Consider the following 15,320-nt stretch of genomic DNA (forward strand, 5'->3'; position numbering starts at 1 on the left):
TTTAAATTGATTGTTATGAAAAAGAAGCTAGATTCCAATTTTGAAAAAGAAGTGCGAGAAGCACAGTTATTTCAAAATCGTAGGCAATTTCTTTCTAGTTTAAGTATTGGTATTGGGAGTGTAGCATTGGGGGCGCTGTTGATTCCTGATCTTTTCTTCGGGAAACCCGGAAGTCAGGAGGAATTTGAAAAGGCCTTGCCGCATTTTGCTCCCAAAGCAAAGCGTGTCATTTACCTTTTTCAGTCTGGAGGCGTCTCTCAGTTGGAGTCATTCGATCATAAGCCAAGATTGAGAGAAATGATGGGACAAGACCTTCCCGCTTCTATTCGTGGGAATCAAAGGCTTACAGGGATGACTGCTGGCCAGGCGAAATTTCCACTTGTCGGTTCGTATTTTGATTTTGCTCAATACGGGCAGAGTAGGGCATGGGTGAGTAGTCTGTTTCCATATATGGCCAAGGTGGTAGATGATTTATGTATAATCAGATCAATGCATACAGATGCTATTAACCATGATCCGGCGATTACTTTTTTTCAAACCGGATCTCAGCAAGGCAGTAGAGCGAGTATGGGGGCCTGGTTGAGTTATGGATTAGGAAGTGAAAATCAAAATCTACCTGGCTTTTGCGTGCTTGTCTCCAAAGGAAAAGGAAATGGTCAAGGCGTATATTCCAAGCTATGGACGAATGGATTCCTGGATTCGGTTCATCAAGGTGTTCAATTTATGGGAGGGCCAGATCCTGTTCTTTATTTGAATAATCCCGAAGGCACAGATAAAATGAGCAGAAGAAAATTATTGGATAAGCTTGCTGAACTCAACAGCATGCAATATGAAACCTTTGGTGATCCTGAAATTACAGCTAAAGTACAACAATATGAAATGGCTTATCGAATGCAGACCTCTGTTCCGGAGGTAACTGATCTTTCAAAAGAACCGGATCATATTATCAAAATGTATGGGTCAGAATGTTTAGTTCCAGGCACCTATGCCGCCAACTGTTTGCTTGCTCGGAAGTTATCTGAAAATGGTGTTCGATTTGTACAATTGTACCATCAGGGATGGGACCAGCATGGTGGACTACCAAGCGAAATGGCACTACAGGCAAAAGATGTAGATCAAGCATCCGCGGCATTAATTACCGATTTGAAACAACGAGGTCTGTTGGATGAAACGCTCGTGATTTGGGGGGGTGAGTTTGGAAGAACAAATTATTGCCAAGGTGGGCTTACCGTGGATAATTATGGGCGAGATCACCATCCACGCTGTTTCAGTATCTGGATGGCTGGAGGTGGGATCAAACCAGGCATAGTCTATGGAGAAACCGACGAATTGGGCTACAATATCGTGAAGAATCCTGTTCATGTACATGATTTCCATGCAACTATACTCCACACATTGGGCATAGATCACGAAAAATTAACCTATAAGCACCTTGGTCGACGATATCGTCTTACCGATGTTGCTGGAAACGTTGTCAAAGATATTCTCGCCTAAATAGAAACGTTAGATGACTTTAAAAAATTCGCATTTCAATATTCTACTAGGCTTGAATAGCTTTATTGTGTTCTTCTTAATCTTTGAAGAAAAAATAGAAGCTCCTGTTTTTCTTCAGGTTATCGGTAGGATGCATCCCTTGTTATTGCATTTTCCAATCGTATTGCTAATTATTTCCTGGCTAATATTTTTGTTTAGAAATAGATTGGAAAAGGAAGTTCCAACGATTAAATCTATCATTAACACATTATTTTTCATCAGTTCTTTATTGACAGCAATTACCGTAATTATGGGGCTGATGCTCTCAAAAGAGGGCGGATTTGAGGGGAGCAGTTATGACTGGCATAAATATGGTGGCGTGTTTCTTTCAATACTTTCACTTGGGCTTCTGGGTTACTTGAGGTTCAGGAAAAATAAAGATTATCACCCGGTCTTTGTTGTTGGAATTAATATAACCGTGATTTTATTGTTAATGGTTGGACACTTTGGTGCAGCACTCACTCATGGCGAAGATTTCATAAGCAGTCCTTTAATTAGCAAGGAATCGAAAGCGCTTGATGTCGAAAATGCAATGGTTTTTGAAGATGCAGTCCTGCCAATTTTCCAAGCCAAATGCATGGGTTGTCATAACTCCAACAAACCTAAGGGCGGTCTCATCTTGTCTGATTCCACAGCGATATTAAAGGGAGGGAAAAATGGTAAGCTATTCATTGCCGGAAACCCAATGAATAGTTTGATGATTGAACGTTTGTTGTTGGATATCGAAAACCAACATCGTATGCCTCCTAAAGGTAAGCCACAGCTGACCATCGATGAAATAGCGTTGTTAAGAGCGTGGGTTAAAAGCGGAGGAAAATTTAATGTGCCTCTAGCGGCATTTAGCGAACAAGATACATTATTTCAATCTGCAAAATCTGTTTACGGATTTCAAGGGACTGAAAATTATGAATTTGCGGCAGCGGACGAAGATGAAATCAAAAAATTAATAACGCCTTATCGAATTATTCATCCTTTAGACGCTGGCTCTCCGGCATTGGATGTTAATTTTTATGGAAAGGATTTTTTTAAAAGTCAATCTTTATCGGAAATTCTACCGATTGCTGAACAAGTAGTCTCCCTTAACCTAAGTGGAATGCCCATAAATAAAGAGGATATTCAAACCTTAGGGAAATTTAAAAACTTGGGCACCTTGAATCTGAATAATACAAAATTGTCGAATGAGAATGTTCAGTCATTAAGTGCTATTGCAAGTTTAAAGAATATCAGTTTAATTGGTACTCAGGTAAATAAAAGCGGTTTGGAGAAACTTGCAAAAATGCCAAACCTTCGAAAGCTCTATGTTTGGAATACCGCAGTAAAACTGGATGAACTGGATGCAATCCGAAAAGCCTTTCCAAAGTTGAGAGTTGATGCAGGAATTAAATTTGATGAGTATCAGAAATTAGCATTAACAGTCCCGAAAATTAGTCCCGCAAGAAGTTTTTTTCAAAAAGAAATGCTGCTGTCGCTAAGTCATCCAGTGAGTGGTGTACAGTTGCGGTATACGTTGGATGGAAGTAACCCTGATAGCACTACAGCATCAATTTACAAATCACCCATTCGAATTCAGAAAGATGCGAGATTACGTGTCAAAGCAATTAAAGAGGGCTGGTTACCCAGTAATGAAGTTAGCCAAGATTTTTATGCTGCGTTTATCATACCCAACAAAGTAAATTTAGAGAGTAAACCAAACCGATTATATAAAGCTAGAAAAGAACAAAGTTTTTTCGATCTTGAGAGCGGAGGGAATAATCATGCTGACGGCAAATGGCTCGGATTCCAGGGAAATGATCTTTCAGCGAGTATGTTCTTTGATACTCCAATAAAATTGAATTTTCTTGCATTAAGTATTAAACAGGAGTATAACCAACATATCTATCCGCCTCAGTACATAGAAGTTTGGGGAGGAACGGACACTTCAAATATGAAGTTGTTGAATAAGGTAACAGTAGATTTGGAAAAGGCAGATAAAATGAGAAAGAAGAGAATGGTTACTTTTAATCTGCCAGATCTAAAAGTAAGTGTTATCCGATTAAAAACTAAGCATTATGCCAAAATTCCTGAAGGATTCGCTGGAACAGGAAACCCACCTTGGCTTTTTGTTGATGAAATAGTATTAAAGTAATTTATAGTCTCATTTAAACATGAATAGAAAAACATTTATCCAGAGATCCAGTTTGCTGGCAGGGGGGCTTATCATCATGAAAGATCTTTTTGCAAGACCCAAAGAAATGCGGTATGGCCACAATAACATGAAATATACCTTGGATAAAAGCTGGGCAACAAAACATTCACCCAATCTGACCGTAAAAGACTGTCATGAAATGGTGCAAGATAAAAAAGGGCGGTTGTTATTATTGACCAATGAAACCAAAAATAATATCATTATTTTTAATAAGGACGGCCGGGTCCTTGAAAGCTGGGGCCATGAATTTCCAGGTGGCCATGGCCTGACCATTCATGACGAAAACGGGACGGAATTTCTATATATTACAGACAATGAGAGACACCAGGTTTACAAGGTTGACCTTAACGGTAAGATACTTTTGACCATAGATGCGCCGTTGGGCATTGGCTTATATAGTAAAAAAGAAGAATTTATACCAACAGAAACTGCAATTGACAATAACGGAGATATCTTTATTGCCGACGGATATGGCGCCCAGCATATTTTACACTATGATAGTAATGGTAAATTAAAAAATCATTTTGGAGGTAGAGGTGAAGGTGATTCCTTTTTGGATAATGCACACGGAATTTGTTTTGACCAACGAAATGGCAAGAAATCGCTTTTAGTCACAGATAGGGCCAGAAATTGCTTTAAGCGGTTTGATACGACGGGTAAGCTAATCGAGATCATAAGTTTACCTGGTGCAGGAGTTTGTAGACCCGTAATAAAAGGAGATAATCTTTATGCAGCTGTTTTGCGTTCTCCGAATATGAATGTCGAGAATTCCGGTTTCGTAACGATCCTGAACAAGAAAAATAAAGTAATTAGTAATATTGGAGGAACCGAACCTATTTATAAAGATGGCAAACTTCAGCTTATCCAACAGCAAGATAAAATATTCGCTCATCCTCACGATGTATGTGTGGATGATGATGAAAATTTATATGTTGCTCAATGGGCATCTGGTAAAGTCTTTCCTTACAAATTGAATCGGGTTTAGGGATCTAGGTTCTGTGCATTCGTCATAGACATAAAGTAGCTATAATTCGGGAAGTCTGGACAAGCCTTCGGGAAATGACGATATTTCCCGAATCTATTGTTGAAGCTAATTTTGTTGTTGTAGATCTTAAATAAAACAATTATGAGCTCAATCAAAAAAATTAGACAGACAGCAACGTACGCTCTTTGCTTTGGATGTGGTATTGCCATGCTTGCTTCATGCAGCGACGATGATATGATACCACAGGTACAGTCCAATACGATTACCATAGAAAATGTTTTGGATGCGAAGCCACTCGTCGAGTCGGGAACTTTTATGGGAACTGGGACACCTCCAGTGATTTTCCCTGGACAGTCCATTAGTATAGAGTTTTATGCCGGCGCAGGGCAGGCACTTTCTTTTGCAACGATGTACGGTTGGAGCAATGACCTTTTCTTCGCGCCTGAAAATCCGGGCATAACCCTCTATAAAGCAGACGGAACTCCTGTGACTGGAGATGTATCCGCCCAGATCAAATTGTGGGATAATGGAACGCGGGTCAATCAAGCGCCTGGCATAAACGTTGTGCACCCCGGAACAGCTGAGCCAAGTCCTGGCAATATAACCGAAGTAAACGGAACCGATGCCCAAGGAAATATGTACCTGCCAGCGTCCCAATTGATGAAAGCGACTCTTTCTTATCAGGGCGATTCTAAATTTAAGCTAACGATCGAAAATAAGAGTGGTGGTACAGCTAATGAAACACCTTTTAGTCCCGGAGTGTGGACCGTTTCCTATGCTCCAGGGGGAGATATCCTTGAAAAAATGCCGATTTATACCAAAGGTAAACCCACAGCAAATGGACTTACGAATATTGCCGAGATGGGTGACAATGCTATGATATCTGCACACCTTCGTGGAATGACCGGGATTTTTACGCCACTTTCTCCAGTACTCGTTGTTGTTTATAAAGGTAATGAAAACCCCTTTTATAAAGTAGGAGAGAAGGACCGAGCGGAGGGGCTAAGTGATCTGGCACAGACCGGCAATGCCGACATACTGGCAGCAAAACTCCAGTCCAAATCCGGTGTTAAGAAAGTTTATGTACTAAAAGAGTCAGTGAGTACTGTTCTTCTTCCAAAGATTGGCAATGCTAATGGAGGTAAGGTTATGCAGCAATTGGATATCGAAAAAGGGGATAGGATTGCGATCGCCACCATGTACGGATTGAGTAATGACTGGTTTTATGCTACGAAGGGTAATGGTATCGATGCCACAAGAAAGGGCGATGTGTCGGATGAGGTATCTCTGTATGACAATGGGACGAAAAGGGACCAATATCCTGGGGCAAATATTCGGATTGATCTTTCAGGTATGTCCCTTTGGGAAAGTAAATCCATTCAAGAGGTTCCTAATCCAAATGTATTTACTACTTTGCCGCAGATTGTAAAAGTTACGCTTAACTAAGATATACTGAATGGACGGGTTTCTTTCAGATTGATAAGCCTGTCCATTTATTGCTTAATCCGGATAATTCTTTACTAAATTTATACCACTGGATACGTTCAAAAGGAAAAGGATGAAATTAGAATATGTAAACGAAAAGACCAATGGAACTTTTGTGGTTGGCAATGATAAGTCAATACTTACCCATGCAGGAATTTTACGTGACAGCACGATAAATTCGATTGTATTTAATTTTCAGGAAGATCAGCTGGCATTTATAGATGAGGTACAATATACCTTTCCAAAGAACACTGTACTCCCATTGATGGCCAACCAAAATTTTAGATTCGAACATCCTGAACAACTGGTAGCCTGGCAGTTTAATCGGGAATTCTACTGTATTGTTGACCATGATGCGGAGGTAGGTTGTGTGGGCTTTCTGTTTTACAGTATCAGCAATCCTATGTTTATAGGGCTCTCGCAACAGGACATTGATGATATACAGCTGACAGGACAGTTTTGCGAAACGGATATGCAGGTGAGGGATCGGATGCAAAACGAGATGTTGCGTACGCTGCTCAAGCGGGTTATTATCAGTGTCACCCGTCTAGCCAGAAAACAGACCGCTGGTAATGCACTGCTTACCGATGAAAAATTGGATCTGATACGAAAATTCAATCTTCTTTTGGAATGTAATTTTAAAATCGAACATGAAGTTCGTTTTTACGCGGGGGAGCTCAATAAATCGCCCAAGACACTTGCTAATGTCTTTTCTTTATTGAAATTCCCTTCTCCTTCAAGCCTTATACAAAAGAGGATCATGTTAGAAGCCAAACGTTACCTGAATTATACGGATAGGTCAGCCAAGGAAATAGCCTATCAATTGGGGTTTATCAGTCCGGCGCATTTCAGCCGCTTTTTCAAACAGCATGCTGGAGATACGATTTCTGCCTTCAGGGATAGATAGTAACAACATTAAAATATAAACAAACAATGCGAAAAATAATAATTACCCTGCTTGGGACAGCTTTTTTTATGATTAATTCCGTACAGGCGCAGCCAAGTAGACAAAGTCTACAGTATTATCCTTCAAAAGCAGAAGATATCAGTCCGTTGTTGATCGGAGAGATTATACCCATGCAGGAATTAAAAGATGTCAGGGGAGGCTCTATTGACATAGGAAAAATAATTTCTCAAAAACCGACCATATTAGTATTTTATCGAGGTGGATGGTGTCCGTATTGCAACCTGCAGCTTTCAGGCCTACAGGAGATCGAAAAGGAATTGATTGGATTTGGATATCAGGTTATTGCAGTCAGTACGGATAAACCGGAGAATCTTCAATCGAGTATTGACAAAGGGCATTTGACATATACTTTGCTATCAGATGCTGATTTGTCTTTGGCGAAAAAAATGGGCATAGTATTTAAGGCGCCGATAGCCTACCATAAATTTTTGCCCGAGACAAGTGGTGGGAAAAATACAGATATGTTACTTCCCGTTCCGTCAGTATTTATCTTGAACAAAAAAGGGGAGATACGATTTGAATATATTGAGCCTGACTTTAAGGGAAGGATCAGTCCCAATTTACTTCAAGCAGCAGCAGGCGCACTTTACGATTCGCTGTGAAATATCCACAACAATTACAGATTAGTTGGCATTTAAATCTATTTTACATCTTTAAGGAGAATTATGATAGACAAATACGAAAATTGGGGGATTGATTTATACTTTCCACAAGGTTTATTTTTTTATAAAATGAATGTGGAATATAGCGATATAACTATCCTGTTGGAAAATTTAATTTACCATACTCTTCTGGACGGAGCGCCCTTAAGTCCATATAATTTAATGATGAGATTTTTAAATTGATTTTGTTCGAATATCTATTTAATCAAAATTAGCGACCGTTAGATATCCGGATGATCTTAGTTTTTCCAGGATATGTTTTGCTTCCGCTTCATCCATATCATTCGCAAATTTTATGGTTTTCAAACCATATTCAAATCGGATAGTGCCCCTGTCCCTAAACACGCCCAAACTATTGCTTTAACCCCAAAAAACAAACTCAAAATCTCTTCCTCGACATGAAATCTCTTTGCTTCCCGTAGATCGTATATCTTCTGTCTGAAAAGTATATCATTTTTCTAGCAATACTTATTTGTTCGTGATCTATTATTATGATCTCCTGTCCAATTAAGTACCACATTAACGTTTTCATCACAAATAAGCAACCTACTAACCAAAAGACAAACCAAACCATAATAAACATACCCTCGACGCTCAAACTTCCATGTATGGCATCGTAAAAATCTTTGAGCAACGAGCTAATAGAAATAATGGATAGTATTCAACCGACCAGCCACAAACTAAAGATAATAACAATAGGTAAATGTTTTTTTGCCGGGATGGTGATATGATAACCACTTGGGTTTTCGTAAAGGGTTGCGATGCCGCTAGAAGGCATTCCCATAGTTCGTTGGTATTTAACAGGTTGTGCTCGCTTAAATAGTTTACTTTTCCGATGGCTAATATGCAAAAAGTCAAAGAATAAAAAAACGAATTTCAATATCATATGTAGTTCATAAGCCAGATTTTATTTCCAATTTTTCAAAAGGGATAGATAACTATTTCGACTACGAAATTCTAAAAATATATGTGTCTGAAAATTTTAAACTTGATATATTAAAATATTTAGAAAACACATTAAAATCTGATGCATCTGATATTTCACCAACAAAAAGGAATTAATAACATCTAGATATCCCTTCATTCGGCATGAATTTCGATGTTCAATGGCTTTTAAAAAAGTATGTCGCTTTTTATTTGATCACACATCATAGGCCTTTTCTACACGGAAATATCAAAAAGAAAAATTAAATAGATTCGATAATTGCGTATACAGACCCTTATTTGGAATTAGAATAAATAATTATAACTTTGCTGCCTCTACTTTATTCATTCATGTTATCCAGGATACAAGATATTGGCAAATCGGGCGGCCTTTGCATTGACAAAGACAGTTTCGAATTGGTGTACAAGCAATTCTGGAAAAAACTCTATTACTTAGCTTATCAAAAAGTGGCTGACAGCGATTTGGCTCAGGATATGGTACATGACGTTTTCCGATCTATATGGGAGCGACGTGAGGAGCTTGTCATTTCCGACTCCATCGAAAAATACCTGGTCAGGGCTATTAAATACAAAATATCTGGTTATTTTCGTGAACGGATCCAGCAGGAACGAAATATGGAGGCCTCACTGCTTTATGTCACTGAATCAGAATCGGTAACTGAAAAGCAGGTTGCCTATAACCTACTTTCTACCGAACTAAATCTGCTCGTTGAAAAGCTCCCCGAGCGTTGCCGAGAAGTTTATAAGCTCAGCAGGGAGAACGGGCTCAATAACCGGGAGATTGCATCGGCTTTGTTAGTTTCGGAAAAGACGGTAGAAAACCAGATTACAAAGGCACTCTCATTCCTGCGACTGGGTCTTGACAAATATAGAAATGAATGAAATTGAAACGCTTTAACAGCTACACAAAATATTGTGTTTTATCCTTTATCGCGCTTATTGCCTTTGCTTGCAGATCTGAGAAATCGAAAGACCAACAGCGGGGAAAATATCTCTTGATCATCAACGGTGAAAAAGGCAGTAGAGACAAAGACCAAGCAGTATGGTTTGATAGCCTGGATTCTGGCGCAGTAATCAATGTTGGTGATGGGGCTGATATCAGTGGGAAACTAGGCTCAGCAGTAATCTTACGTGATAGCTTTGCGCTAAGTTTGGATAAAAAAATGGGTGTTCTTCAGAAATTTATTTATACAATAGAAGGGCTAACTGCTACAACATCACTTCAATTAGCAGGCTTTGAATATATATCCTACGCAGCCGATCTGGATAGTGGAAGAATGCTCATCAGCGGACGCAATAACCAAAATATTTCCCGTTATGCCGTCATTGATATGCAGTCAATGAGATTGCTCAAAACTGGTATCTTTAAACTGCCAGTCGCCAAAGGGCAATCATTGAGTGATAATTTTGGGGTATTAGGAGACAAAAAGTTGTATATAGGCTACAGTTCTTTCGGCGCCGACTACGACCAATGTAGCGATACCGCTTATTTAGCTGTACTCGATCCTGAAGGGATGAAACCATTATCGGTATCTCGGGATACCCGTTCCGCTTTTCCGGGGGCGGGGGTGAACGGTATGTTCAGTTTTTTTAAAGGCCCTGATCATGATCTCTATGTACTGACCTCACCTGTATTCTACCATGGCAACCATCCTATAGCTCCAACTGCTTTTTATCGTATTGGAAAAGGGAAGACTGATTTTGATAAAGATTATCTTTTCAACCTTTCTGAAAAATTAAAGGGCATGCACCTGCTTGGTATTGCACAGGCTGCCCCAGGCAAAGTTGTGCTTGCTACTATAGCCTATCCCAGTACAGGGAAGAGTGATTACTACCTCGCAGATGTCAAACAGCAGACACTTCGGCTTCTATTGAAAGATCAGTACCAGCCCAGCTTTGTATGGGGAACAAGTGGTGGAAATCTTGCGGGGCAGGCCTATTTTATAGTAAACAACAATGAAGGCTCCGCGCAGCTATACCTATATGATGTGCACAGCGATAAGCTGAAAAAGGGGGCATTGATTCAGGGGAAAATATCCCCGAAATCATCCTATCTCTTGATCTCTCCAAAATAAATGCACAAAATATAAGCTTCTATTACGGTTAAACACTGTTTTTAAAATTATTTGGAAAAAATCTAAATAACACGTAGGGGTAAATGTCCACGAGATCGACTGTTATTTTGAGATGCAGTATATTCAAATTACAGATGAACTTTTAAAGCGCTATCATTCGGGCGAGTGTTCGGTTGAACAGCAGGCTGCGGTTGAGGCATGGTTAGAAGATCCTGAAGAAGATTTTTCCTTCCTCCACGACCCCAAGCAGGAAGCAGTGCTAGAATTACTGCTCTGGGATAGGCTTCAGAAAAATACTGTTTCAAAAGAGGCTCCCCTAAAGAAATTTAGGGTGAAGCCATTATGGCTGAGTGTAGCAGCGAGCCTTTTGTTGATAGCTGCTTCCGCCGTTGTCGCCACCCGTTCCGGCTTTTTTAAGGCTTCACCTCAGTTAGTACGTATCGATAACCTCAATGGACAGTTTGCTAAGGCACAGTATGTAAACGGACTTATTTTGACTGCGCTGCCAAAAGGGGATATCAAGGCTAAGATCAGCAACTCTTCAGGTAATGTTACCTTTTGTGAGGTGATGTTTATTGAAAACCGTTCCGTTGAGGATGTCGTGCTGGATTTCGCCTCAACCTGCACCGATGGGGTAAAAAGTCAAAAGAATTTTATCTGCAAAAAGGGAATCAGCTATGTTGCTCTTAAAATGAGCAGTATATCGCCCGAAATCATCGTCGTGGATCAACGTTATATGGAAGATTATTTACCCTTAAACCTTGCTATAAAAATAAACAATGAGTTAAGACAGATATAAAGTAAAAAAATAGCCGCACTGCTGGTAACAGTACGGCCGATCCCGGATGCCGGGTTAATTTTAAAGTATGACAATTAAAATCAATGCAAATTAATAAATTTCTGTTGACGGGACTTCTATTTTCCGTAAATTCTCTATCTATTGCCCAGATTTCCCAGACATTGATACGCGGGAAAGTCTCAGGGCGGGACGGCCAGCCTGTCCAAGGGGCTTCAGTCCTGGTCAAATCAACAAAATTCGGAACGGTTAGTGCTGACAACGGCAGCTTCGAGTTAAAGCTATCCAGCTTTAAGTCTTATGTACTACAGATCAGTGCAGTAGGTTACCTAAGTCAGGAAAAGGAGGTTTTATTGAAACCCACGGATACCAGTTCAGTGGACATCATGCTGGAGAGAAACTCCCGATCTTTAGGAACGGTAGATGTTAACGGGATCACCGAAAAGACAAAGCTTATCCATAGCGGCTTTAATGTAAATGCGATCGAGACCAAATCACTAGCCAACAGCGCTACCGATTTGAATCAGATATTGAGTCGCAGTACCGGTGTAAGGGTGAGGGAAAGTGGCGGACTAGGTTCTGATTTCAATTTTTCCATTAATGGCCTCTCCGGAAAACAAGTGAAGTTTTTTATTGATGGTATCCCAATGGAGAATTTCGGCAATTCGATGTCGCTCAACAATATTCCGGTCAATCTTGCCGAGCGCATAGAAGTCTATAAAGGCGTGGTTCCCGTTGAGCTTGGCGCAGATGCGCTGGGGGGAGCCGTTAACATCGTAACCAATCAAAATGTTGACAAATACTTCGATGCCAGTTATGGTTATGGTTCTTTTAATACCCACCGGGCAGCTTTAAGTGGGCGCTATACCGATGTTAAAACGGGATTTACAATTAATGCCAGTGGTTTTTATAATTATTCAGACAATAATTACCTGATGCGGGATATGACGGTGAGACTGGCTTCGGGAGGAAATGAGATCAAAGACGTCAAGCGCTTCCATGATGCCTTTCGGTCCACAATGGGACAGGTAGAGATGGGTTTCAGGAATAAAGAATGGGCAGATATTTTCCTTCTGGGAGCACTCTATTCTTCCGGATACAAGGAAAGGCAGACCGGTGCCCAGCAGGATATTGTATTCGGCCAAGTGCATTCGCGCGGCAATTTTTTTATGCCCAGCCTAAAGTATAAGAAAAAAAATCTGTTCTTACAGGGGCTTGATGTTAGCGTTTTTGCTTCCTATGCCAAAGACAGGACCACAAGCGTTGATACCTCGGCGGCAAAATATAACTGGGAGGGCAATATAATCTCTACTGATAAAAACTTTGCCGAGCAGGGTGCTTTCTCACTTTTTAAATATACCAATAAATTTTTTGTTGTCCGGACGAATGTAGCTTATGCGCTTAATACCGGCAATTCCATTGACCTGAACTACTCACTCACTGCTGGCCGTAGAACGGGAATCAACACCTACCAAGGAGCAGGGCAAGACAATAACCCGCTGGATATACCCAATAAACTTGATAAGGGTGTTCTTGGACTATCTTGGCAAAATCGATTATTTGACGAACGGTTAACGACATCCGTCTTTGCAAAACAATATCATATCCATTCCTATATCCGTTCCGCTGTTTATTATAACGGTAGCGGATATGTAAAGGAAGAAGCCGATCAAAGTACGGACTATTATGGTTATGGGATCGCTACACGGTTTAAACTGGCAGACGGGGCCGGTATTAAAGCATCCTTTGAGCATGCCTACCGTTTGCCGGATGTGGAAGAACTCTTTGGGGATGGGGTAACGGTACTGGCCAACCCCCAGTTGAAGCCCGAAGAAAGCGACAATTTCAATCTTGGCATTTATTATGGTAGAAAGATCGGTGAGCATCACTTTTCAGCGGAAGCTTCCGGTTTCTATCGTGGAGCAAAAGATTTTATCAATGCAGTACCGGGGGGCATATATTCATCCTTTATAAATATCGGCAAGGTCAATATCACCGGTTTTGATGGAGAACTTAAATATGGCTATAAGGACTGGCTGAACTTTACGGTAAACGGTAGCTATATGAATGCCCTTAATGCGGACAAAAGCTCAACCGTTTTTGAAGACAGAATTCCCAACCAACCTTGGCTGTTTGGAAATGCCGATTTAAGTTTAGGGAAGAATGAGCTATTTGGAAAAGACACACGCCTCCAGTTCAACTGGTTTACCCAGTATACCCATTGGTTTTACCTCAACTGGCCAAGTCGCGGATTTACAGAAGGCAAAAGCCGAATTCCTACGCAGACCATCCATAACGCCACGCTTACCTATTCCTTTCAGCAAGGCCGATACAATCTATCCCTGGAGTCGAGAAATATCTTTAATGAAACAGCTTATGACAGTTTTAGGCTGCAAAAGCCAGGGCGGTCATTTCTGGTCAAACTCCGCTATTTTATCAAATAATTCAATCATTCTTTATTATAAAAACCATCTTAAAATGAAAACAAAAACTACCTTGAGCAACCTGCTCCTTGTCGCACTAGGTCTTACCCTTTCTATATCCTCATGTACAAAAAGTTCAGAGGTGCCCGAAGAAGGCGGGGAGAGTCAGGACGGTAATGCATATGCTATTGTTGGAGAGGTTACCAATCCCTCAGCACTTTATTTTCTTAGTTCAGGGACGCTGGCAAGCGGATCGGTTACCGCGGTAGGAAAAGGTTCAGAAGTAACAGGAACTGCCAGACTGTTCAAAAAAGGCAATTATTATAATATTGCCAATGGAACCCTGACCAAATACAAGTATGAGAACAATCTGCTGACATCGTCCGCACAGGTTGCAGTAACAGGTGCAGCACTTTATTCTTATTGGATCAACGATGAAACGCTTATTGTTTGGAATGGTATTGCTTCGGCTCCCAATAATGTAATGACCTATAGTATAGTTAATGTATCCAATATGACGGTGACTAAAACGGGTAATCTTTCCCTTAGCGGTCTAGCGACAGGAGATAAAGCGATTTATTTGAGCGGTTGTATACTGCGGAATGGCCGCTTATATCTACCTTATGCTGTTTATAATTCGGACTGGACGTCAACCGAGGTATCCTATCTCGCCTCTGTAGATTATCCGGCAATGACCAACCTGAGCATCTCAACAGATACACGCTCAGCTTATGCGGGCTCTTTTTCAGCTGTCATCCCTTCAACGGCATTGCTTAACGGCGATATCTACATGTTGACAAACACTGGTGACAGGTGGGGTGTGACGCCAAACAAACCGAGCGCTGTATACAGGATCAAAGCTGGAGCGAACACTTTTGATACTTCGTACTTTTTCGATCTTTCGGCAATCAGTTCCGGCAACCGCGAGTTTTATGGCTTTTGGGACTTGGGTAACGGCAAAGCGATCACCAGATTGGGACGGACGGACCTTTTAAAAACTTTTCAGGACTATTTTTCAACGGATGTTTTTGAATATTATCTCGTAGACGTGGTCGCGAAAACAAAAACTAAGCTAAACCTGCCTTTAAGCAAAGTCGTACATGCCTCTCCAGTACTGGTTGAGAATGGCAAGGCCTATATTGCTGTAGCCTCTTCCACCAGCGGAAATTTTGTTTACACCTATGATATTGCAAGCGGCAGCTTGACCAAAGGGCTGGAGATTAAAGGCGTAGATAATGTAAACTGGATTTCAAGATTCAATTAA

At 40.7% G+C, this 15,320-nt stretch carries 11 protein-coding genes; all 11 read left to right on the plus strand.

The window, feature by feature from the left end; genetic code table 11:
- Positions 1–15 precede the first annotated feature (15 nt).
- Positions 16–1,494, plus strand: a complete 1,479-nt coding sequence (locus M2408_RS03190) for a DUF1501 domain-containing protein (protein ID WP_259179189.1) — start codon at positions 16–18, stop codon at positions 1,492–1,494.
- Positions 1,495–1,507: 13 nt separating this feature from the next.
- A complete protein-coding gene (locus tag M2408_RS03195) occupies positions 1,508–3,658 on the plus strand; it encodes a c-type cytochrome domain-containing protein (protein ID WP_259179190.1) in 2,151 nt (716 codons plus the stop codon).
- A 19-nt stretch (positions 3,659–3,677) separates the two neighbouring features.
- The gene (locus M2408_RS03200; protein ID WP_259179193.1) at positions 3,678–4,703 is read left to right on the plus strand and encodes a hypothetical protein; all 1,026 of its coding nucleotides are present in this window, start codon (positions 3,678–3,680) and stop codon (positions 4,701–4,703) included.
- Between the two features lie 141 nt (positions 4,704–4,844).
- Positions 4,845–6,149, plus strand: coding sequence for a spondin domain-containing protein (locus tag M2408_RS03205; RefSeq protein ID WP_259179194.1), 1,305 nt, complete (start codon positions 4,845–4,847; stop codon positions 6,147–6,149).
- A 112-nt stretch (positions 6,150–6,261) separates the two neighbouring features.
- A complete protein-coding gene (locus M2408_RS03210) occupies positions 6,262–7,095 on the plus strand; it encodes a helix-turn-helix domain-containing protein (protein ID WP_259179195.1) in 834 nt (277 codons plus the stop codon).
- A gap of 26 nt (positions 7,096–7,121) precedes the next feature.
- Positions 7,122–7,757 carry a peroxiredoxin-like family protein gene (locus M2408_RS03215; RefSeq protein ID WP_259179197.1) on the plus strand — a complete coding sequence of 212 codons (636 nt, stop codon included), beginning with the start codon at positions 7,122–7,124 and terminating at the stop codon, positions 7,755–7,757.
- Positions 7,758–9,092: 1,335 nt separating this feature from the next.
- On the plus strand, positions 9,093–9,644 hold the full coding sequence (locus M2408_RS03220) for an RNA polymerase sigma-70 factor (protein WP_259179198.1): 552 nt from the start codon (positions 9,093–9,095) through the stop codon (positions 9,642–9,644).
- On the plus strand, positions 9,641–10,837 hold the full coding sequence (locus M2408_RS03225; RefSeq protein ID WP_259179200.1) for a hypothetical protein: 1,197 nt from the start codon (positions 9,641–9,643) through the stop codon (positions 10,835–10,837). The genes M2408_RS03220 and M2408_RS03225 overlap by 4 nt, the downstream gene beginning before the upstream one ends.
- A 112-nt stretch (positions 10,838–10,949) precedes the next feature.
- Complete coding sequence (locus M2408_RS03230; protein ID WP_259179202.1) at positions 10,950–11,636, plus strand: hypothetical protein; 687 nt, start codon at positions 10,950–10,952, stop codon at positions 11,634–11,636.
- A gap of 83 nt (positions 11,637–11,719) precedes the next feature.
- The gene (locus M2408_RS03235; RefSeq protein WP_259179204.1) at positions 11,720–14,077 is read left to right on the plus strand and encodes a TonB-dependent receptor; all 2,358 of its coding nucleotides are present in this window, start codon (positions 11,720–11,722) and stop codon (positions 14,075–14,077) included.
- Between the two features lie 34 nt (positions 14,078–14,111).
- Entirely contained in the window at positions 14,112–15,320 is a 1,209-nt protein-coding gene (locus M2408_RS03240) for a DUF4374 domain-containing protein (protein ID WP_259179206.1), read from the plus strand.

The organism is Sphingobacterium sp. BIGb0165, assembly GCF_024810095.1.
Taxonomy (GTDB): domain Bacteria; phylum Bacteroidota; class Bacteroidia; order Sphingobacteriales; family Sphingobacteriaceae; genus Sphingobacterium; species Sphingobacterium detergens.

Coding starts and splice junctions, on each gene's coding strand:
- M2408_RS03190 (WP_259179189.1), top strand. CDS start 16: ATGAAAAAGAAGCTAGATTCCAATTTTGAAAAAGAAGTGCGAGAAGCA.
- M2408_RS03195 (WP_259179190.1), top strand. CDS start 1,508: ATGACTTTAAAAAATTCGCATTTCAATATTCTACTAGGCTTGAATAGC.
- M2408_RS03200 (WP_259179193.1), top strand. CDS start 3,678: ATGAATAGAAAAACATTTATCCAGAGATCCAGTTTGCTGGCAGGGGGG.
- M2408_RS03205 (WP_259179194.1), top strand. CDS start 4,845: ATGAGCTCAATCAAAAAAATTAGACAGACAGCAACGTACGCTCTTTGC.
- M2408_RS03210 (WP_259179195.1), top strand. CDS start 6,262: ATGAAATTAGAATATGTAAACGAAAAGACCAATGGAACTTTTGTGGTT.
- M2408_RS03215 (WP_259179197.1), top strand. CDS start 7,122: ATGCGAAAAATAATAATTACCCTGCTTGGGACAGCTTTTTTTATGATT.
- M2408_RS03220 (WP_259179198.1), top strand. CDS start 9,093: ATGTTATCCAGGATACAAGATATTGGCAAATCGGGCGGCCTTTGCATT.
- M2408_RS03225 (WP_259179200.1), top strand. CDS start 9,641: ATGAAATTGAAACGCTTTAACAGCTACACAAAATATTGTGTTTTATCC.
- M2408_RS03230 (WP_259179202.1), top strand. CDS start 10,950: ATGCAGTATATTCAAATTACAGATGAACTTTTAAAGCGCTATCATTCG.
- M2408_RS03235 (WP_259179204.1), top strand. CDS start 11,720: ATGCAAATTAATAAATTTCTGTTGACGGGACTTCTATTTTCCGTAAAT.
- M2408_RS03240 (WP_259179206.1), top strand. CDS start 14,112: ATGAAAACAAAAACTACCTTGAGCAACCTGCTCCTTGTCGCACTAGGT.